Here is a 20213-nt window from a genome sequence, read left to right on the forward strand (position 1 = left end):
GAAAAGATCACTGTTATTCAGCAGAAATAAACCTACAATTTTTGAGTTGCAGATTAGAGTGCTAACTGAATAGGTATCCCATCCAGGATACACATGTGAAGCGAGGTGTTGGCTTACATTCAATTCTGCTCTGAGCCGTTTTATAGGACCGAGACAGGAGAGATGATCGCAAAGTGACTCTTTTTTGGACTCAGGACCTTTTTAGTGAACGACTAGACTAAAAGGTTTTTTATTTTGTCCGAAAGACTATACCCAACTTAAAAGGAGCTTGATGTCACCATGGCAGCCAAAATGCCGCTTAATATTTTGAAAATGAAAAAAATGAAACAGGAAGGTCATCCGATTACGATGATTACCGCCTACGATTATCCAACAGCTCAGCTTGCCGAAGAAGCGGGAGTAGATATGTTATTGATTGGAGATTCGTTAGGTAATGTCGTGCTTGGATATGATTCGACGATTCCTGTAACTATAGATGATATTGTATACCATTCGCGTGCAGTTGCTCGCGGCGCAGGATCTACGTTTATCGTAGCTGATTTGCCTTTTATGACGTATCACGGAAGTATTGACGAGACATTAAAAAGTGTTCGTCGATTAATGCAAGAAGGTCATGCTCATGCAATCAAACTTGAAGGTGGTGCAGAGATTGCAGATACCGTCAAAGCGATTGTACAAGCAGGTGTGCCAGTTATTGCGCATATCGGTCTAACTCCACAATCGGTACATCAGATTGGTGGATATCGGATTCAAGGGAAAGACGAGAAGGATGCACAACGTTTATTGGACGATGCTCTGGCATTAGAAGCGGCAGGCGCATTTGGAATTGTGTTAGAGCTTGTTACCGAAGAAGCAGCGACAACCATTAGCCAAAAGTTATCGATTCCAACAATTGGTATTGGAGCAGGTCGAGGTTGTGATGGTCAAGTGCTAGTGTTCCACGATGCAGTGAAATACACATCGTCTTACCGTGAAAAACGATTTGTTAAAACGTATGCGGATATAGGCGATACGATTCGTACGGCTTTGCAAGAGTATGTCAATGAAGTGAGAAGCGGTGCATTCCCAGCAGAGCAGCATGTATTTAGTGGAGATCAAGAAGCATTAGGATCATTGTATGGAGCCAAACGGAAGGTGGAGACTCAATCGTGAAAGTAGTACGTAGCATCATCGAAATGAGAACCGAAGTCAAACAATTACGCAAACAACGTTCGACGATAGATCATGAAGCAACAGTTGGACTTGTTCCGACAATGGGATTTTTGCATGATGGACATGCTAGTCTAATGCAAAAAGCAACAGAAATGAGCGATATTGTAGCGATCAGTATTTTCGTTAATCCGATTCAATTTGGACCGAATGAAGATTTCGAACGTTATCCTCGTGATGAGAAGCGTGATCTTGCATTAGCTGAAAAAAATGGAGTCGATCTGGTCTTTATGCCAGATGTTGAAGATATGTATCCTACACCGATCAAAACCCATGTCACTGTTGCTGATCTCACAGATACACTATGTGGTGCTTCGCGTCCAGGTCATTTTGATGGAGTATCGACTGTAGTCACCAAGCTTTTCAATATTGTAAAGCCTGATTATGCGTTTTTCGGTACAAAAGATGCACAACAAGTTGCTGTGCTTCGTCAAATGGTGACTGATTTGAATATGGATGTGGACATTGTCCCTTGTCCGATTGTCCGTGAACAAGATGGACTGGCACTAAGTTCTCGTAATGTGTACCTATCTCGTGAAGAACGCGAACAAGCATTGGTGCTTTCACGTTCCTTAAATAATGTACAGCAACAGATTCGTGATCAAGAGGATATGACAGCAGTGCAAGTACGCGAATTCCTGCGTACATCGATTGCTCAATCAACCATTGCTGAGGTTGATTATGCAGATATTTTAAGTTTTCCACGGTTAGAATCGTTGGCAGAGCATACTGTTTTAGCTGAGTTGGATCATGAAGTGATTATTGCATTGGCTGTCAAATTCGGACGTACCCGTCTGATCGATAATGTTATTCTGGAAGCGAAAGGTGTTGCGCTACATGTATAGAACAATGATGAAATCCAAAATTCACCGTGCTACAGTAACGGAAGCAAACTTGAATTATGTAGGTAGTATTACGATAGATGAAGATTTAATGGATGCGGCAGATTTGCTTGAAAATGAAAAAGTACAAATTGTTAACAATAACAATGGTGCTCGCTTGGAAACGTATGTGATCGTAGGTGAACGTGGGAGCGGAGTTGTCTGTCTAAATGGTGCAGCAGCACGTCTAGTACAGCCGGGAGACACTGTGATTATTATTTCGTATGCGATGATGAGTGCTGAAGAACTAGCCACTCACCGTCCGACGGTAGTATTCGTTGATGAAACGAACAAAGCAGTTATGGAAGCTCACAAAGAAGTTCACGCAACGATTATGTAAGAATGAGGGTTGAATAAGGTTGGTGGGGGCGTTTTTAGTTACCTCGCTTCGGGAATGGAATTGTTCTTGTCGTCGCTGATTGACTAGAATCCCTGTTATATACCGCATAGCGGTAGGGATTATAGTCAAAAGGCGATCGCTTCGCTCTTTCAGAACAATTTCCATTCCCTTCGCTAGAGCGGGTAGCTAATACGCTGTTCACAAATAGTTTATTCAGGTTGGCTCGCCAAGGGCATTCTTGGTAGGAGAACATTTTATAGATTGAAGGATTGAAGGATTGAAGGATTGAAGGATTGAAGGATTGTGTTAGTGGGAGGATCTGGTGGGTAAGTGACTAGGTTCTTTTTTGTTTTGAAATGATAGAAATGAGGTTGGTAGATAATGCAAAAAGAAGAAGTATCCTTTTTAGGATGCTTCTTCTTTTTGATGGATAGAGGATATATTTTAATTAGTGGTGGTGTAGTTAGATGAAGCGGCTGTGATATCTGCTTTTGCCCAGTGGGTGGATGGGACGTCAGTCCATGGGGTTGTTGAGGTTTGAGTTTTATCTAATTTCAGTATACGGTTAAGAGTGGTTACGGCTTCAGCACGAGTTAGTGGTTGATTAGGTTTAAACGCTGTTGGCGTTAGACCTTGCATAAATCCAGCTTGATTCACTCGTTTAATATCAGCAACAGCCCAGTTGTTTTGAATATCTGTAGCATTTGATGTTCCTGTGCCACTTAGTTTTTGCCAGCGACTAATAATAGTTGCCATCTCAGCACGTGTAATGGCTTGGTTAGGCTTAAATGTACCATCAGGTAGTCCACTCATCAAGCCATTGGTTTGTACATCTTGAATCGCTTGGTGAGCCCACAGCGAACTCGGAACATCTGAGTAAGAAGTTGTAGATGGTTCAGATGTAGAATGTGTACTTAATCGAGATAGCATAGAAGCCATTTCAGCACGAGTCACTTTCTGATTCGGACGGAATGTTTGATCGCTATATCCTTGAATATACGCTTGATACACATTCTGGCTAACTGTTGATAGATTAGCTGGAACTGGAGTCGTTGCTTCCAATTTTGGAGATGGTATATCCAAAATCGTAAATGTGCTAAACGCAGTCACTGTAAATTTCAAACCTGTCTGACCGTTAGCTTCATTAACTACAGTCGGTTGAATTAACTCATGCTCTCCATTGCTATGTTCTATAAAAATGCGAAGTTGTTGTAACCATTCTGTTTTAGCAATCGCATTTTGAGGAATAGCCTTAGCATCTACAGGCATAACCAGATCTACTGACTGATTCTGCAAATTCGTTTCAATATTCATCGGTGTACCAACGACTGTGATATTTCCATCTTTGGATACATTTTTCACCAGTGATTGTTGTTGTGCACGTAACTTAACAGCATTTTGATCAGTAGAAGAGGTTAAAGTAGTGACTTGAAATTGCAAATCGTTTTTCAACGATTGTAATGATGCTGTTGGAATAGCCAATTGAACATGTTCTGTATTAAAATCCAAGTTCATATTAGCTTGATTTAGACTGTTTAAAGCTGTTTGCGGCATCGTCATTTTCAATGAATTAGCAGTGTTTGGAATAGTAATAGTTGCTGTTTTTTGATTATTTGCCTGTAATTTATTAATTTCTGTTTGTAATTTGTCTGTAGAAAATAAAATACTAGATTGCGGCTGTCCATTTGCTGAAGATATTTGTGTTGTGCTACTTATATTATTAGCAGATAGTACAGTTGATTTACTAGTATTGGTTGCTACATTAGAATTACCATTTGTATTCGATGAATTGGTATTTTTATCATCGGATTCTTTGACGTTCACTGTTGCAGTTGCTTTAAAATTGCCATCTACAGTAGTTGCTGTAATGATTGCAGTTCCTTTAGCGATAGGTGTAACCACTCCATTTTTCACCAGTGCTACTTTCTCATTGCTACTCATCCAAGTGATATCTGCTTGAGTTGCGTTAACAGGAGCAACGGTTGCTTGAAGAGTTACAGGTTGATCTTTCTTATTGATTGTAAGTGTAGAAGTACTTAGTGTAATACCAGTAACATCTACAGTTTGCTTAGGATCTGTAAAGTCTAGTTTTTGAATAGCTGGTCTCCCATTGAAACTACGATCAAAACTACTTCCATAAGCAGTACCATCAGGTAAGAAAACAATACTATTATCATTATTTTTTTTAATTTCCTTTAAATCATTAATGTTTAACGGCAAGGTAGTTAATGATGAAGATTTAGCTTGAAATAGATACCCATTATTTGCGTTGATGTATAAATTTCCAGCAGGACTCACATCAATATCATTTGTTTGATTAGGAAAATCAATCACTAATTTTGGAGTGTCAGCAGTAGTCCCATCCATTTTCAAAATTTGACTGATTTTATTTTTAGTTACAGACATATAAAGCTGATTTTGATGATCAAAAGCTAAGCCATTTATATACAATCTATCTTCATCTGTAAAATGATAATAAGGTTGGCTTAATGTTGAAAGCTCTTCTTGGGTTAATGGTGTTGAACGATTTAAATATTGAGCATCTAATTTAAATATATAATGGGTAGCATACAGCGTGAAAAATAAATTTCCGTGTTGATCTACAGCCACAGCATTTGCCAAAGGTGTTGCAGCAAGTAACGATCTTTTGTAACCATTACTTGTTTTAATAACCTCATAAAATCCTTTTTCATGATTAGTAATATATAAATGATCTTTCCAAGCCGTCATAGCAACTATATGAGGAATATCTAATCCTTCTATACTTAAAGGAAGAGGTTTAACAATTACTTGTCTGGTTACTTCTAATGCTGCAACATTTGCAGGGTTAGTTGCATTATAGTGAATAATATAATGACCTGGAATAGAAGTATTTAAAGAATCCACAGGTTTGCTATCAAGCGTATAAGTGATTTTTGTTGTGAATTCAGAATATGTCGCATCCTGTACAGTTATACCTTCTTCTACATAAGTATCACCAACAAAAAGACTAGGATTATAATCTCCTTTTAATGTGATTATAGGTTTAGAGCGAGGATAAATAGCTTTAATTTTTCCGTTATCGTTATAATAGCCTCGACCATCAGGAAGGAAAACCATTCCTTTGGCATTAGGATACAATGAACCGATATCACGATATAATTCTGAAGCATCATCAGATACGGGTAATTGTTTTAATTTATCAGCAGGTATTTTGAAGAAGCCATGTTTTGCAAAGTCAGGTCGAGATACATTTCCGTTAAAGTAAAAATTATCATTTTTATCTAAAGCCATAACTTGAAAATTTTCAACATCTGATTGTATGATTGCTTCTAACTGTTGACTATTTTGATTCCATCTATACAAAACAGCATCAAAATAAAAAACGGGGTTAGCAATATAAAGTTGATCGTGAGAATCAAATGCGATATTAGAAATATTTTTGATAGGTTCATGGTCAGCAGGGGCTTTATCGCTAAGATCCAAATAAACAGAACTATACTGACGAAGCTCTTCTGAATTTAGAGGAGAACTTTGCAAGTATTTGGCATCTACTTTGTTAATCTTTGCTTGATTTTCTAAAGTATAAAATAGGTCGCCAGCTTGGTTGAAAGCAACAGTGACAATAGTATCAGCATAGTAACCACCATACACGATAGAAGTAACTGTTCCAGAGCTTAATTCAACTTTTGATATGCCTGAACTACCTTTTGCAAGATAAACAGAACCGTTGTGATAAGTCATACCCAAGTTACTAAGGATATTCAATTGATCAATATCATTTTGATTTGCAGTAGCAACAACATCAACTGTACGTTTTGAAGGATAAGATCTTTTTCCGGCTGGATTCTCTGCAACATATGTAATGACGTATACTCCAGGTATATTAGTATCAATCTGACTTACTGGTACAGAATTTAAAGTATATGTAATATCAATTTTTAATTCATCTTTACTATATACACTATCCGATACATTCCAGCCTTCTTCAATAAAAGGTTCTCCTTGCTTTAATGTTATATCATAGTCTCCAGAAAGACTGAAGTTAGGCGTACTTATAACCTCATTACTTGCTACCAAATTACTTGTTTCTTCCTCACTTGCAAAAAGCGTAGCAGGCGCTGACCCCATTAATGTCACCACCAACACCAAAAACATCATCATAAACTTTCTCATTTTACTTTAATTCCCTCCATTTATAATTGTATTGAAATCCTTTACTAAATATAACAGATGCTACTCAATATGGGTAAATTAAAATTCACACAATTTAAAGCTATATGATATTTTATGTAACTCTATATATGTTCCTCATTTCCTGCTTCTTCCTAAACGAGTTATTCAAAATTATGCTTATGCACCTACACCAGCGGAGAGGAGAAAATCATTCTGAAAGAGCGAAGCGCTCGCCTTTGTAAATGAATCCTGACTGTGAAGCAGTCATTTAAAGGATTCATTTACAACAAGCGACGACAAGAACGATTTTCTCCTCGCAGCGCCACCCCACGAAAAGCTAAAATTTAAATAACCACCCACCCTTTGATTTTCAAAACCGTCTTCTTCTGGTATGCTGATAGGTGAACATTTCGACATCAGGTTGAGACGACAGCAAGGAGAGGATTTAGACATCCATGAAATTTGCCGTACTGGATTTTGAGACCACAGGTACTCAGTCCACCGATGATATTATTCAAGTTGGGCTTGCCATTATAGATCATGATTTAAGTATTTCCACCGTATATTCTTCTATGGTGAAGCCAGGAGTGCCTATTCCTCCTTTTATAGAAGGTTTAACCGGAATTAAAAATGAAGATGTAGTCGACGCTCCAGAGTTGGATGATGTCATTTTGGAGATGATTCCTCTACTAGAAGACGCTGTGCTTGTTGGGCATAACGTTGGATTTGATTTAGGATTTTTACAACGAGCTTTGGATCAGACAGGATATTTGGCTTTTACAGGTCGAGTATTAGATACTATGGATTTATTGCGTATTTTTTTCCCGAATCTTTCAAGTTACCAGTTAAGTATGGTCAGTAAAGATTTAGGATTTGTCCATGATCGTCCTCACCAAGCAGATAGCGATGCGTTAGCGACAGCTCATGTATTTCTGAAATGTTTGGAAGAATTGAATGACCTCCCATTGATTACGGTACAACGATTATCCGAACTATTTGATAATCAGGATAGCGATCTAGGTTGGTATTTTGATGGAGTACGGATGGAGAAAGAAGCACAACCGATTCAAGATTTAGACGAACATCGCTTTTTCCGTCAATTGGCGTTAAAAGTAGGCGATTGGAATGAGATTTTACCTGCTCATGAAGAGCGTGGAAATATGCCACTTGCCGATGTGTCATTTGATGAATTTTTGGAGCAAGTGAAACAGAATTTGCGTAATTTACTTCCTCATTATGAAGAACGTGAACCGCAGAATCGGATGTTTGAAGAAGTGATCAAAGCGATGACGGATGATAAACATCTATTGATTGAAGCAGGAACAGGAACGGGCAAATCGTTAGGTTATTTATTACCTTCGATTTATCATAGCGTAAAAGAAAACGATCGTGTGATGGTAAGTACACATACGATTAATTTGCAAGAACAGTTACGAGAACGGGATATTCCATTACTGACTCAAGTGATTCCATTTGCATTTCGTGCTGCCGTATTTAAAGGACGCCAGCATTATTTGTGTCTGCGCAAATTTGAGCATAAAATAAATACAAAAGAATTTCAAAGTCCTAAAGAAGATGTATTGATTGCTGCTCAAATGATTGTCTGGTTAAATTCGACGGAAACCGGTGACGATGAAGAGCTGAATATGGGTAACCGTGGAGCCGATTTCTGGGAAACGGTAGCGAGTGATACCGATTCTTGTCTTGGTCGTGCATGTCCGTGGTTCCGCAAATGCTTCTACCATCGTGCGAAGCATGAAGCAGGTACAGCTGATGTCGTTATTACGAACCATTCCAAATTATTTACCGATGTCAAAGCAGGGCATCAATTATTGCCTGCTTACGATCGATTGGTGATTGATGAAGCGCATCATTTAGAAGATGTAGCAGGTAAGCACTTGGGTATGCATATGAAATATTTCACATTGGTTCATCCGTTACTTCGTTTGTTCAAAGACAGTAAAAATGGTCAGCTGGCTATTTTGCGTCAACAGTTAGGTTCATCTGGTAATGAGCGTGGTATGGATTGGGCGATAGCGATAGATAATCTATATCCTGAAATTGTAGATGTCAAAGAAAATTGGGACAAATTGAGCGAATTATTATTTGCTTTATTACCTCAGCGTAGTGATGCCGCTCCAGGAGAAGCTGGACAATTTACATTACGTTTGTTACCTGAGAAGCAACCGACAGAATGGACGGTAATTACGGATTTGGAGAATCAGATCCATATCGGACTGAGTCAATTGATTCGTAAAGGCGAACAAGTAATGAATCAGATCAAAGAAAGCGATGAACAGTTGGGCACAGATAGTCTGGTGACTGATGTATCGGGTCTATTCAAAGATTTGACTGTTGTTCGAGACGATCTACGTCAATTTGTGAAGCTGGAAAGTACAGATACGGTCTACTGGTATGAAGCTAATGGAAATTACCGTAGCAAGTCTTTACAGATGTATGCTGTGCCTGTGGATGTGAGCAAGCAATTGAAAGAGTACTTTTTCGATAAAAAGAAAAGTATTATTCTAACATCCGCAACATTATCAATAGAAAAGAAATTCCAATATATGATTGAACAACTGGGACTTGTCGAAGCGGAAAAAGAAGGCAGATTGATGACTGAACAGTTATCTTCACCTTTTAATTATCGTGAGCAATCGCTATTGTTGATTCCACGTGACTTCCCGAGTGTCAAAGGCAGTGTCGGTGATGCATTCTTTGTAGATACATTAGCGAACTCGTTAGCAGAGACCGCCAAAGCAACGCAAGGACGAATGATGGTTTTATTTACCTCATATCGAATGCTCAAGCAGGTGTATGAGCCATTAAAAGAGAAGTTATCACATAGTGATATTGCTGTATTTGGTCAAGGCGTTGATGGAGGGAGTCGGACGAAGCTTACTCGTAGATTTCAGGAGCGTTCTGCTTCTGTATTGCTTGGAACAAGTAGCTTCTGGGAAGGTGTCGATATTCCGGGCGAAGCATTAACATGTCTGGCGATTGTACGATTACCTTTTCAACCGCCCAATCATCCATTGCTAGAAGCCAAAAGCGAACGGCTTAAAAAAGAAAAGAAAAATCCATTTATGAAATTATCTGTACCGCAAGCAGTTATCCGTTTCAAACAAGGTTTTGGTAGATTAGTACGGACATCTAGTGATCGGGGAATCGTTATTGTCTATGACACTCGTGTGATCGAGTCCTATTATGGCAAGCATTTTCTATATTCATTACCCGGTCCCAAAATGGAACATATGCCGACAGAGCAGATGGTACCCCGTATTACAGAATGGCTTAGCCAGGCCGAACCTGAAAAGGAAACTGTAAATCAAGAGGGGGAGCAAGCATGAAATCCGACAAAATATCAGAAGCAGTCGTGCGAAGACTACCTGTATACCTTAGATATCTGAACGAACTTCACACCCGTGAAGTTCCCACAGTGTCTTCGCAAGAATTGGGACAAAAATTAGATTTGAATCCAGCACAAATTCGCAAAGACTTAGCTTATTTTGGAGATTTTGGACGTAAAGGAATCGGGTATGATGTATCTTATCTGATTGAGAAAATACGTCATATTTTAAAATTAGATCAACAGATTAATGTTGCACTTGTAGGTGCAGGTAATCTAGGACATGCCCTTTCGAACTATAATATGTATTTGAAAGAAACGATGAAAATCGTAGCTGTGTTTGATTCTCTAGAACCCAAAGTCGGTTCGATGATCAATACATTAGTTGTACAACCGATCGAAGAACTTGGAGCAACAGTCAAAGCGAAAAGTATTCGTATTGGTATTATTACTGTGCCTAATATTGAAGCACAGCGTGTAGCAGATCAATTGATTGAAGCAGGGATCGAAGCCATTTTGAACTTTGCACCGATTATTTTGAAAGCTCCACCGCATATTCGTGTACACACTGCTGATTTTACAACGGACTTACTAAGCCTTGCCTATTATCTGGAAGATGGAAAGGAACATGAAACTAATGAATAACACCTCGAACAAATGGGTTATCAAAAACGGTATGTTTGCTGTAATGAGTGAAGAAAAATCGATGCTTTTCGGACATATGGTGATTGAAGATGGATGGATCACTTATCTTGGAGAAGAAGAGCCTGTGATTGAAGAAGGAACAACAGTAGTCGATGGTAATCATTTGTTCTTTATCCCGGGTCTAGTGAACAGTCATGGTCATGCGGCAATGTCTTTGCTACGTGGATATGGCGACGACCTTGCACTACAAGTATGGTTACAGGAAAAAATGTGGCCGATGGAAGCGAAGTTTACCAGTGACGATGTATACTGGGGAACATCATTATCTGTACTTGAAATGTTAAAAGGCGGTACTACGACATTCCTGGATATGTATGATCGTTCAGAGCGTGTTGCTGAAGTCGTAGAGCAATCAGGAATGCGTGCTGTATTGATGCGTGGTGTTATCGGCTTATGTTCAGAAGAAGAGCAAAAGCAAAAGTTACAACAATCTATCGACTTTGCACGGGATTGGCACGGTCAAGCTGATGGACGTATTACAACAATGATGTCTCCACATGCGCCGTATACATGTCCTCCTGCATACATCGAACAATTTGTACAAGCAGCACATGACTTGGATTTGCCGCTGCATACACATATGTCTGAGACGTTAGCTGAAGTACAATTAAATGTAACTGATTATGGATTACGTCCTGTAGCTCATTTGGAGAAATTAGGATTTTTCACGCGTCCAGCCCTTTTGGCACATGCTGTTCATTTGAATGATGAAGAGATCGAAATGCTGGCGCAACATAAAGTAGCTGTTTCGCATAATCCGGGTAGTAATCTGAAATTAGCAAGTGGTGTTGCTCGTGTTCCTGATTTATTGCGTGCAGGTGTAGTCGTTTCTTTAGGAACAGATGGCCCGGCAAGTAATAACAACTTGGATATGTTTGAAGAGATGCGTTTGGCAGCTCTTATTCATAAAGGAGTATCCGGAGATCCAACAGCAGTACCTGCATTAGAAGCATTGAAAATGGGTACAGAATACGGTGCGAAATCTGTATTTTTGAATGACGTAGGTACATTTGCTGTCGGTATGAAAGCCGATATTACGGCATTAAATGTAGATCAACCGCATTTCTTGCCACGTACTGACTTTATCTCACATACCATTTATTCTGCATCAGCTAAAGATGTATTGCATGTCTGGGTAGATGGTAAGCAATTAATCAAAGATGGTATATCATTAACACTGGATGAAGAAAAAATTCGTCATGAAGCCCAAAGTGCTTTTGAAGGTTTGCTCAAACGCTAACCGGAAGTCGACAGGAAAGGATGGCGTGTTTTGCGAAATTTGGGAAGTGGAAAATGGATCGCAATCATTATTGTAGTGGTAGGATTGCTTGTATTAGGTGTTAATCAATTTTATGTTCATGTTATGGCGCAGCCATGGAGTAAAGAGCAGCTGGCGATCAACAGTGCACAGGAAAAGGCTGATATCGTATCTGTGACACGTACATTTAATTCTGTCTGGACAGATACTTCAACGTATTGGGTAGTTGAAGGTAAGAACACAGCACAAGAAGACCTTATGGTCTGGGTGAAGTTCAATATTGATGGCTCAGTCGCTGAAGGTGCTAATGCCGTACATGTTGAGAAAACAGCAGGTACAGTGACATACGAAAAAGTAAATGCTTTACTACAAAATGATCTGCCTGGAGCAGAAGCTGTACGTATTGTTCCCGGTTCATTCAAAGGAAAATATGCATGGCAAGTCTTTGCCAAACTCAATGAACGTTACTATTATATTTTTTATAATTTCCGTGATGGAGCTAAATTAAGTGAACCGATGGAACTGCCAGCAACATTAAAAGGAACAGGTCAAGAAGATTGACACAAGAAGAGTAAATCAAAAAAGCATGATCTTTTGAATTCAGCGTATGAATTCATCCAGATCATGCTTTTTTTGTTGCAGTGGAGGTATATAGGATTATAAGCGGAATTGTAAAACAGTACTCTGTAATTTCTCTGCCATCGCATGAAGTGTAGCCGTATGCGCTGTGCTTTCTTCAAGGAAAGCTAACTGCTCTTCTGTAGCCGCACTTACACTTTCGGTATTTGAAGCGACATGATCGGTTAATCCTGAAATATTTTCCATTGATTTTACAATTTTCTCCGAATGACCGGATAAATGATGAAGTGAATCAGTGACTTCTTTAATCTCGGCGGTTGTATGATCGGTCAAAGTTTTGATCGTATTGAACAGATTGCCTACAGAATGGGCAGCCGTGATACCTTGACTCACTTCTTTAACCATACTTTCAACCGATTCAGTTGCACCTCTAGTCTCATTCTGAATCGTATTCACGAGTTCTTTAACACGTTTAACAGAATCATTGGTTTCATTGGATAGTTTGCGAATTTCGGAAGTTACTACAGCAAATCCACGTCCATGTTCTCCAGCCCGAGCCGCTTCAATCGCAGCATTCAGTGATAATAGACCTGTTTGTGAAGCGATCGAAGAAATAGCATTATTGATTTCTTCGATTTCACTAGAGCGTTTGTTAAGCGACGAAATAATGATTTCTAGCTTACTCATCCGTTGCTGAATTTGATCCATTTGATTCATAACATGAGATATTTCTTTATCACCTAGTAAAGCTTGTGTCTGTGCTTGTTGAGCGACATTCATTGCTTGTTGACTACTTTGATCGATCTGCTGAATATCTTTATTCACATCATATACAGCTTGTAGACCGCCTTCAACAATTTTGACCTGATCTTGGGTACTATTTGAGAGGTCTGACATAATATCAGCTACATGTTCTGCTGCTTTGCCTGTTTCAGATGTTCCGCTTGCTACATCTCTAGAAATAGAAATGACTTGTGCGGCATTATCATTAATTTCATGAACGAGATGCCGCAGATTATTTTTCATACTGTTAAAAGAAAACGCTAGCTCGCCTAGTTCATCTTTTTGCTTGACGGTTACATCTTCAATATTAAGATCACCTGTAGATATCGCTTTAGCCGCTTTATTTAATTTCTGTAATGGCTTGGAGATCAGACGAGAAATAATGATACCGATGATAATAGCTAGAGCAAAGTTAATAACGCTGATCGTAATTGCCAGTTGACGAGCATGTAATACTTTTTGCAGATTTTCATTTTTAGCAGTTTCCATAAGAGCATCTTGCTGATCTGAAAATTGTTGAGCAAACTTAACAATAACACTACCTACAGGAATAACGCTTGTAATGATATCGAGATAAGACTGATCTAGTTGTGTAGGAGGAAGGTTAAATAATTCTTGAGCATGTGTTTTGTAGTAGTCATTCATTTTGAGCATATAATCTATTTTTTCAGTATCTTCAGTAGAGACGACTAGACTTTTCATATCTGTTAAAAGTTGAGTCGTCTGATCGTTGGTACTTAATAATTGAGAACCATAATAAGAATCACGACTTAACATATAGGTCTGCATATATCCATTTTGACTGGTCGCATAAAATTTCAAATTATCGGCTTGCGATTTAAGTGTGACATAACGATCTAGAATTGTACTCATTGATTTTTGTATTTGTTGTAGAGACATAATATAAATGACTCCTGCACAGCCAGCAATCAAGGCAATGGCAAGAAATCCAGCTAAAAGCTTATGCAGGATAGATAGACGCATCAGAGACCACTCCTTTATATATAATCATTTCCATTTGGCAATATACTTTTCTGTATTGGCTTCGGTAATTAATTCATAAGGAATAATGATTTCTTTTTCGACTTGTTTGCCATTTGCAGCTTCGATCGTAGTTTTGAGCCCTTGAGATCCTTGAGCAGCCGCATTTTGATAAACAGAGACTTTTAACTTATTGGCTTTCATAAAATTAAGAGCGTCCATCGTACCATCGACACCGGCAAATATAATATTTTGATCTTGACCTTCCACTTGTGCCGCCAAAATAGCGCCAATAATCATTTCATCGTTATTGGCTACCACCGCATCAATTTTTTGACCGGATGCTAACCATTTAGCCATCAATGCCATACCTTTAGCACGATCATAATTAGCGGTTTCTTCAAAAACGATCTTCATATTCGGATATTTGGCAATAACGTCCTTGTTACCTTGAGTACGGTTTATCTGGGCATCACTGCCCATATCGCCATCCATAATGGCAATATTACCTTTGCCACCTAACAATTTAGCCACTTCGTTCATTTGAAGTGTACCGGCAGTCAAAGAATCAGAGCCGATGTAAGATGTGGTAGTTGTTAATTCTTTAAATGTACGATTTACCGCAATAATAGGAATATTCGCTTGATTAGCTAAATCTACAATCGTTTTGGAAATAGTAGCGTCCATCGGTAAAAAAGCAATTGCTTTGACATCCTGAGCAATAAATTCTTTGATTTGTTGAAGTTGAATAGAAGGATCATTTTTGGCATCTGCATAAGTGACAGTGATATCAGGTTGTGTTTTGGCATAGTCTTCCATACCAGCCTCTACATAACTGATAAAGCGATCATTCATATCTGGAATAGATACACCAATAGTGATCTTTCCTGCTGTGTTAGTCGTAGTTGTAGGAGTTGTTGCTGCTGTAGTTGTAGAAGAGGCAGTAGAATCGGTTGTAACAGGAGCTACAGAAGGGCTAGAAGTACAACCCGAAATAAGCACAATCAGAGCGATCAACAAAAGAGCGGGGGGAAACCGAAAAAATACGCGCATTGCCTAACCTCCATACTATTCATTTTTAGAAATATATAACGTTTACATTTTGAAAACAATTTAAATGAGGACAAAATGTGACAAGATATAAAGTATATCGACACAGGGTGTATTTTTAATAATAGGGAGTTTTATTTATTTTAAAGGGGAAAAAAGAAAGGGCTGAATATTACTAAAAGTAGTGCTATTAGAAATCAAAAAACACATATGATATACTAGATATAGATAAATAAATGTGAACATAACAAAAAAACCTATCCATTAACTGTTACCGATAGGCTAGAAGATGCCGAAATAAAATATATGTTGCTATGTACATCGTGTTGACTACATTAAAGGAGGACGTATATGAAACTCCGTATCATGCCTATTTTTATTACTGTAATCGTATCTGCCACTGTACTTTTTGGTGGATGGTTTACGTATCGTCAGCTGACTCTCTACAGTCCGCTAACAAAAATTGTACAGAACTATCCTGGGGTCAATAACTCTCATATTAGTATTAACCCAAAAGAAGTCATGTTGAAACTTGATCTTGCACCTTCCGCAGATTTAGGTGGTTTGGTACAACTATTGAATAAGCAAGGAACAGATATTTGGGGAAAACGTACACTTCAACTTGAAGTCACTGATCACTCCAATACAGAACTAGATAAAGTATGGGAAAATGCAATGTTCTCTGTCTCTCAAGCAATGGCTACTCAAAAATACACTGAAATTCCGCAAACGGTTGAAAATATTATGCAAGCCAATAAAGATATTCAAGTGAAAGCAGAAATGGATGAACGTAATGTATACGTATCTTTGAGCAATGGTAAAGGAAGCAAATTCCTGATCTTGCCACGTCATTCCCAAGTCACAGGAGGAAGCGCCTAATGCCTAAATCAACAAAAGAGATTGTTATTGGATTTGTACCTGTATTACTCATTTTTCTTATTTTTATAGGGTATAATATTTTACCATTACTATTGATTGCTGCTCTGGCTGGTGGAACATTTTTGGTTCTGCAAATGCGTGGTGGATTAGCTGTAGGTGCTGCTCAAGAACGCAAACGTAAAAAAAATGGTCCGCTCAAATTAACGTTTGAACAAATTGGTGGTCAGGACAATGCTAAGCGCGAATTGCGTGAAGCCCTTGATTTTCTTGTTCGTCATGATGAAATGAACAAATTTGGAATTCGTCCGTTAAAAGGTATCTTGCTGACAGGTCCTCCGGGGACAGGTAAAACATTGATGGCCAAAGCGGCTGCTCATTATACCGATTCTGTGTTTGTAAGTGCTTCAGGTAGCGAATTTGTAGAAATGTATGTCGGTGTTGGTGCAGGGCGTATCCGTGATCTATTCAAAGACGCTCGTACTCGTGCCGCCAAAGAAAATAAGCAAAGCGCGATTATTTTTATCGATGAAATAGATGTTATTGGTGGTAAACGTGAAGGTGGACAACAACGTGAGTATGATCAGACGTTGAACCAGCTGTTAACCGAGATGGATGGGATCTACAGTAATGAAGCTCCACGTATCCTAATTATTGCAGCAACCAACCGTAAAGAAATGCTTGATAGTGCATTGTTACGCCCGGGTCGTTTTGATCGTCATATTCAAGTGGATCTACCTGACAAAAAAGGTCGTAAGCACATTCTAGAGCTTCATGCAGCAAACAAACCGCTTGGAGAAGAAACGGATCTGGATAAATTAGCAGAAGAAGCATATGGATTCTCTGGGGCTCAATTAGAAAGTGTGATGAATGAAGGTGCAATCTATGCGATGCGTCAGAATGCAGATCATATTTTGCAAAGTCATTTATCTATGGCGATTGATAAAGTCATGATGGGTGAAAAAACAGATCGTGAATCCAGTGTCGAAGAAAAGCGTCGTGTCGCTATTCATGAACTAGGACATGCGATTATGGCTGAAGTGGTTCGTCCGGGCAGTGTAGGACAAGTAGCGCTTAGTCCACGTGGACAAGCACTGGGTTATGTACGTCATAATCCTGCGCAAGAACAATACTTGTATACGAAGCCATTTTTGGAAGAGCAGATTATGATTGCTCTAGCTGGAGCGGCGGCTGAGGAAATGTATTATGAAGGACGGAGTACAGGTTCTAGAGGCGATTTTGATCAGGCACTCAGTATTGTACAAACGATGATGGAATCGGGATTGACCAGACTTGGAATTGTAAGTATGAATATGGTTCCTAAAGAACAACTAATGAAAGAAAATAATACAATTCTTGAAGATTTAACCAGACGTACCAAGGAAATTCTAGATAGTCGCCGTCTTATTTTTGACACATCTTTAGACATTTTGTTAAAAGAAGAAGTGTTATCTGGCGAACAATTTCGACAACAGTTCAAGAAAAGTTCAAATGTACCAGCATAATTTAAAATGCTGGTACTTTTTTTTTACTTTTTGCCTGCGCTACGCTATTATTAGATGTTGGAGAGCATATCAAAGCCTGACGTTACGTTTTGATTTTTTAAGCTTTAATATACGTGTACATCCGATCAATTGCAATCGATCGATGTATTAGGTATGAACGTAAGCTATAGAAAAGAAGATAACTAATTAAAGGCTTCAAAGGATATAGACGAAGTAGAATGAGTCTATACACTTTATGAATATTGGAAGGGTGGAAAGAAACCATGAATTTTAAAAAAGTTGGCGTTATCGGCGGCGGTACAATGGGACAAGGTATTTCTGAAATGCTTGCTAAGAAGGGCATCGAGGTCTTACTTGTTGAGAAAACACAGGACAAGCTGAACCATGCTTGGGATATGATTGAGACGAGTCTAGACAAACAAATGGAGAAATGGGCATTAACTCATGCAGAGAAAAAATTGATTTTGTCCAAAATCGCTAAAGTGACTCATTTTGCAGATCTAAGTTCATGTGAATTGGTTATTGAGACCATCAGCGAAGATCCAGAAGCGAAAAAAGAAGTCTTTGCTCAATTGGATCAAGTATGTCCAAGCAACGTTATTCTGGCAAGTAATACATCTACACTGAGCTTAACAGAATTGGCTAGTTCTACAATGTACCCAGAACGCGTGATTGGGATGCACTTTATTTATCCAGTATCCAAAATTGATCTAGTGGAGATTATTCGTGGTCTTCGTACATCGGATCAAACGTTTGAAGTGACGAAGAACTTTATTGAGCAAACAGTAAACAAACGCGGAATCATGGTTTATGAATCTCCTGGATTTGTAACAAGCCGTATTATCTGTTTATTGATCAATGAAGCATTGCATGTACTTGAAGAAGGTGTAGCTTCTGCTGAAGATATCGATGATTCGATGCGCATTGGTTACCAATTCCAATATGGTCCGCTTGAAATGGCTGACCGTTTCGGATTAGATTCAGTCAATGCAGCACTTGAGCGTATGTTCCGTGAATATGGAGAGCTGAAGTACCGCCCGGCAATCATTTTGAAAAAAATGGTGCGTGCAGGTAGTCTTGGCGTGAAAACAGGCGAAGGATTCTTCAAGTATGACAAGGATGGTGACCGGATATGAAAGTACTCGTAATTAATGCAGGTAGTTCTTCTCTAAAATACCAACTGTATAACATGACAGACGAAAGTGTTCTAGCTAAAGGACGTGTAGAGCGAATCGGAATGGATTCTTCTATCCTTGTGCATGAGCCTACAGGCGGCGAAGAATACAATACAGTAAGCGAAATTCTAGATCATACGATTGCAATCCGTCGTGTACTAGAAAGCTTAACAGATGAAAAACATGGTGTTATGAAATCTGTAGATGAAATTGATGCTGTAGGACACCGTGTAGTACAAGGAGCAGAATCATTTAAAGAGTCTGTTCTTGTAGACAAAGATGTAAAAAAAGAAATTCGTCGCTTATTCGATCTAGCACCTCTTCATAACCCTGCACATATTATGGGGATTGAAGCTGTTGAATTGAATATGCCTGACGTACCACAGGTGGTTGTATTTGATACAGCATTCCACCAAACGATGCCTGAAAAAGCATATTTGTATGCTATTCCTAAAGTACTTTACAAAAAACACAAAGTGCGTCGTTACGGATTCCACGGCACTTCTCACTATTATGTAAGTCTAGCAGCAGCTGAATACCTCAAACGCCCGTTAAAAGAACTTAAAGTCATCACTTGCCATATTGGTAACGGTGGTAGCTTAACAGCGGTTAAAGATGGTATTTCTGTAGATACATCTATGGGTATGACACCGCTTGAAGGTTTAATCATGGGTACACGTAGTGGTGATTTGGATCCAGCGATCGTACCTTATGTCATGAACAAAGAAGAACTGAGTATTGGCGAAGTTAACTTTATGTTGAACAAACATAGTGGGCTGATGGCTATTTCAGGTTCAAGCAGTGATATGCGTGAGATTACAGATGCGATGGCAGAAGGCGATGCAAATTCAACACTTGCTTTTGAAATGTTTGAATATCGTTTGCGTAAATACATCGGTTCTTATGTAGCTGCTATGGACGGTGTAGATGTAATCGTCTTTACAGCAGGTATCGGTGAAAACTCTGCAATCGTTCGTGAAAAAGTATGCGAAAACTTAACGTATCTTGGTGTGAAATTAGATCCAGAATTGAACAAAATTCGTTCTGGTGACCCACGTCGCATTTCTACACCGGATTCTAAAGTAGAAGTACTGGTTGTTCCTACCAATGAAGAACTTGTGATTGCACGCGATACGTACAAGTTGATTCAAAAGTAAGAAAAACTACAGATTATAAACAAGCAGATGTTTATTGTATAATGATTTAAAATAGGTAAATGGATGTTATTCAAATGATTTAAATCATGTTAACATAAGAGATTCCCAGTAGAAATCAAAGCAAAGTCGTTTTTTGCTTTGATTTCTTGCTGAGAATGACCTTTTTCATATACCTATTTCATTGATATGGCTCAATAAACAAAAGGGAGA

At 38.8% G+C, this 20213-nt stretch carries 14 protein-coding genes; 11 read left to right on the plus strand and 3 right to left on the minus strand.

What is annotated here, in order from left to right; all coding sequences use genetic code 11:
* Positions 1-279: 279 nt before the first annotated feature.
* From panB to panD, 3 genes are read left to right on the plus strand one after another with little or no spacing between them, the layout of a single operon-like run.
* Positions 280-1152 carry a 3-methyl-2-oxobutanoate hydroxymethyltransferase gene (gene panB, locus PTI45_RS12620; RefSeq protein ID WP_069327943.1) on the plus strand — a complete coding sequence of 291 codons (873 nt, stop codon included), beginning with the start codon at positions 280-282 and terminating at the stop codon, positions 1150-1152.
* Positions 1149-2054 carry a pantoate--beta-alanine ligase gene (gene panC / locus PTI45_RS12625; protein WP_069327944.1) on the plus strand — a complete coding sequence of 302 codons (906 nt, stop codon included), beginning with the start codon at positions 1149-1151 and terminating at the stop codon, positions 2052-2054. The genes panB and panC overlap by 4 nt, the downstream gene beginning before the upstream one ends.
* Positions 2047-2430 (plus strand): aspartate 1-decarboxylase, encoded by a 384-nt coding sequence (panD, locus tag PTI45_RS12630; RefSeq protein WP_069327945.1) that lies wholly within the window; start codon positions 2047-2049, stop codon positions 2428-2430. Before panC ends, panD begins: the two co-directional genes overlap by 8 nt.
* A 444-nt stretch (positions 2431-2874) precedes the next feature.
* Here the strand turns inward: panD and PTI45_RS12635 are convergent, their stop codons facing one another.
* On the minus strand, positions 2875-6585 hold the full coding sequence (locus PTI45_RS12635; RefSeq protein ID WP_069327946.1) for an S-layer homology domain-containing protein: 3711 nt from the start codon (positions 6583-6585) through the stop codon (positions 2875-2877).
* A gap of 455 nt (positions 6586-7040) precedes the next feature.
* Here PTI45_RS12635 and dinG point away from each other — a divergent pair, with 455 nt between their 5' ends.
* Genes dinG through PTI45_RS12655 form a run of 4 tightly spaced genes read left to right on the plus strand, consistent with a single transcriptional unit; the run spans position 7041 to position 12458 of the window.
* Entirely contained in the window at positions 7041-9935 is a 2895-nt protein-coding gene (dinG, locus tag PTI45_RS12640; protein ID WP_069327947.1) for an ATP-dependent DNA helicase DinG, read from the plus strand.
* The gene (locus PTI45_RS12645; RefSeq protein WP_069327948.1) at positions 9932-10579 is read left to right on the plus strand and encodes a redox-sensing transcriptional repressor Rex; all 648 of its coding nucleotides are present in this window, start codon (positions 9932-9934) and stop codon (positions 10577-10579) included. The genes dinG and PTI45_RS12645 overlap by 4 nt, the downstream gene beginning before the upstream one ends.
* Positions 10572-11879 (plus strand): amidohydrolase, encoded by a 1308-nt coding sequence (locus PTI45_RS12650; RefSeq protein ID WP_069327949.1) that lies wholly within the window; start codon positions 10572-10574, stop codon positions 11877-11879. Before PTI45_RS12645 ends, PTI45_RS12650 begins: the two co-directional genes overlap by 8 nt.
* A gap of 30 nt (positions 11880-11909) precedes the next feature.
* Positions 11910-12458, plus strand: a complete 549-nt coding sequence (locus tag PTI45_RS12655; protein ID WP_069327950.1) for a cell wall elongation regulator TseB-like domain-containing protein — start codon at positions 11910-11912, stop codon at positions 12456-12458.
* A gap of 96 nt (positions 12459-12554) precedes the next feature.
* Here the strand turns inward: PTI45_RS12655 and PTI45_RS12660 are convergent, their stop codons facing one another.
* On the minus strand, positions 12555-14243 hold the full coding sequence (locus PTI45_RS12660; protein WP_069327951.1) for a methyl-accepting chemotaxis protein: 1689 nt from the start codon (positions 14241-14243) through the stop codon (positions 12555-12557).
* Between the two features lie 24 nt (positions 14244-14267).
* Positions 14268-15293, minus strand: coding sequence for a sugar ABC transporter substrate-binding protein (locus PTI45_RS12665; protein WP_069327952.1), 1026 nt, complete (start codon positions 15291-15293; stop codon positions 14268-14270).
* 348 nt (positions 15294-15641) lie between these two features.
* Here PTI45_RS12665 and PTI45_RS12670 point away from each other — a divergent pair, with 348 nt between their 5' ends.
* The 4 genes from PTI45_RS12670 (at position 15642) to PTI45_RS12685 (ending at position 20003) form a co-directional block, all read left to right on the plus strand.
* On the plus strand, positions 15642-16169 hold the full coding sequence (locus tag PTI45_RS12670; RefSeq protein ID WP_069327953.1) for a hypothetical protein: 528 nt from the start codon (positions 15642-15644) through the stop codon (positions 16167-16169).
* Positions 16169-17671, plus strand: coding sequence for an AAA family ATPase (locus tag PTI45_RS12675; RefSeq protein ID WP_069327954.1), 1503 nt, complete (start codon positions 16169-16171; stop codon positions 17669-17671). The genes PTI45_RS12670 and PTI45_RS12675 overlap by 1 nt, the downstream gene beginning before the upstream one ends.
* A 263-nt stretch (positions 17672-17934) precedes the next feature.
* Complete coding sequence (locus PTI45_RS12680) at positions 17935-18807, plus strand: 3-hydroxyacyl-CoA dehydrogenase family protein (protein ID WP_069327955.1); 873 nt, start codon at positions 17935-17937, stop codon at positions 18805-18807.
* A complete protein-coding gene (locus tag PTI45_RS12685; protein WP_069327956.1) occupies positions 18804-20003 on the plus strand; it encodes an acetate kinase in 1200 nt (399 codons plus the stop codon). The genes PTI45_RS12680 and PTI45_RS12685 overlap by 4 nt, the downstream gene beginning before the upstream one ends.
* The last annotated feature ends 210 nt before the right edge of the window (positions 20004-20213 follow it).

Origin of the sequence: Paenibacillus nuruki, from assembly GCF_001721045.1 — a bacterium.
GTDB classification, from domain to species: Bacteria; Bacillota; Bacilli; order Paenibacillales; family Paenibacillaceae; genus Saccharibacillus; species Saccharibacillus nuruki.

Excerpts from the sequence above, each read along its gene's own strand:
- PTI45_RS12660 (WP_069327951.1), bottom strand. The coding sequence starts at position 14,243 with ATGCGTCTATCTATCCTGCATAAGCTTTTAGCTGGATTTCTTGCCATT.
- dinG (WP_069327947.1), top strand. The coding sequence starts at position 7,041 with ATGAAATTTGCCGTACTGGATTTTGAGACCACAGGTACTCAGTCCACC.
- panB (WP_069327943.1), top strand. The coding sequence starts at position 280 with ATGGCAGCCAAAATGCCGCTTAATATTTTGAAAATGAAAAAAATGAAA.
- PTI45_RS12680 (WP_069327955.1), top strand. The coding sequence starts at position 17,935 with ATGAATTTTAAAAAAGTTGGCGTTATCGGCGGCGGTACAATGGGACAA.
- PTI45_RS12650 (WP_069327949.1), top strand. The coding sequence starts at position 10,572 with ATGAATAACACCTCGAACAAATGGGTTATCAAAAACGGTATGTTTGCT.
- PTI45_RS12645 (WP_069327948.1), top strand. The coding sequence starts at position 9,932 with ATGAAATCCGACAAAATATCAGAAGCAGTCGTGCGAAGACTACCTGTA.
- panD (WP_069327945.1), top strand. The coding sequence starts at position 2,047 with ATGTATAGAACAATGATGAAATCCAAAATTCACCGTGCTACAGTAACG.
- PTI45_RS12675 (WP_069327954.1), top strand. The coding sequence starts at position 16,169 with ATGCCTAAATCAACAAAAGAGATTGTTATTGGATTTGTACCTGTATTA.
- PTI45_RS12635 (WP_069327946.1), bottom strand. The coding sequence starts at position 6,585 with ATGAGAAAGTTTATGATGATGTTTTTGGTGTTGGTGGTGACATTAATG.
- PTI45_RS12670 (WP_069327953.1), top strand. The coding sequence starts at position 15,642 with ATGAAACTCCGTATCATGCCTATTTTTATTACTGTAATCGTATCTGCC.
- PTI45_RS12685 (WP_069327956.1), top strand. The coding sequence starts at position 18,804 with ATGAAAGTACTCGTAATTAATGCAGGTAGTTCTTCTCTAAAATACCAA.
- PTI45_RS12665 (WP_069327952.1), bottom strand. The coding sequence starts at position 15,293 with ATGCGCGTATTTTTTCGGTTTCCCCCCGCTCTTTTGTTGATCGCTCTG.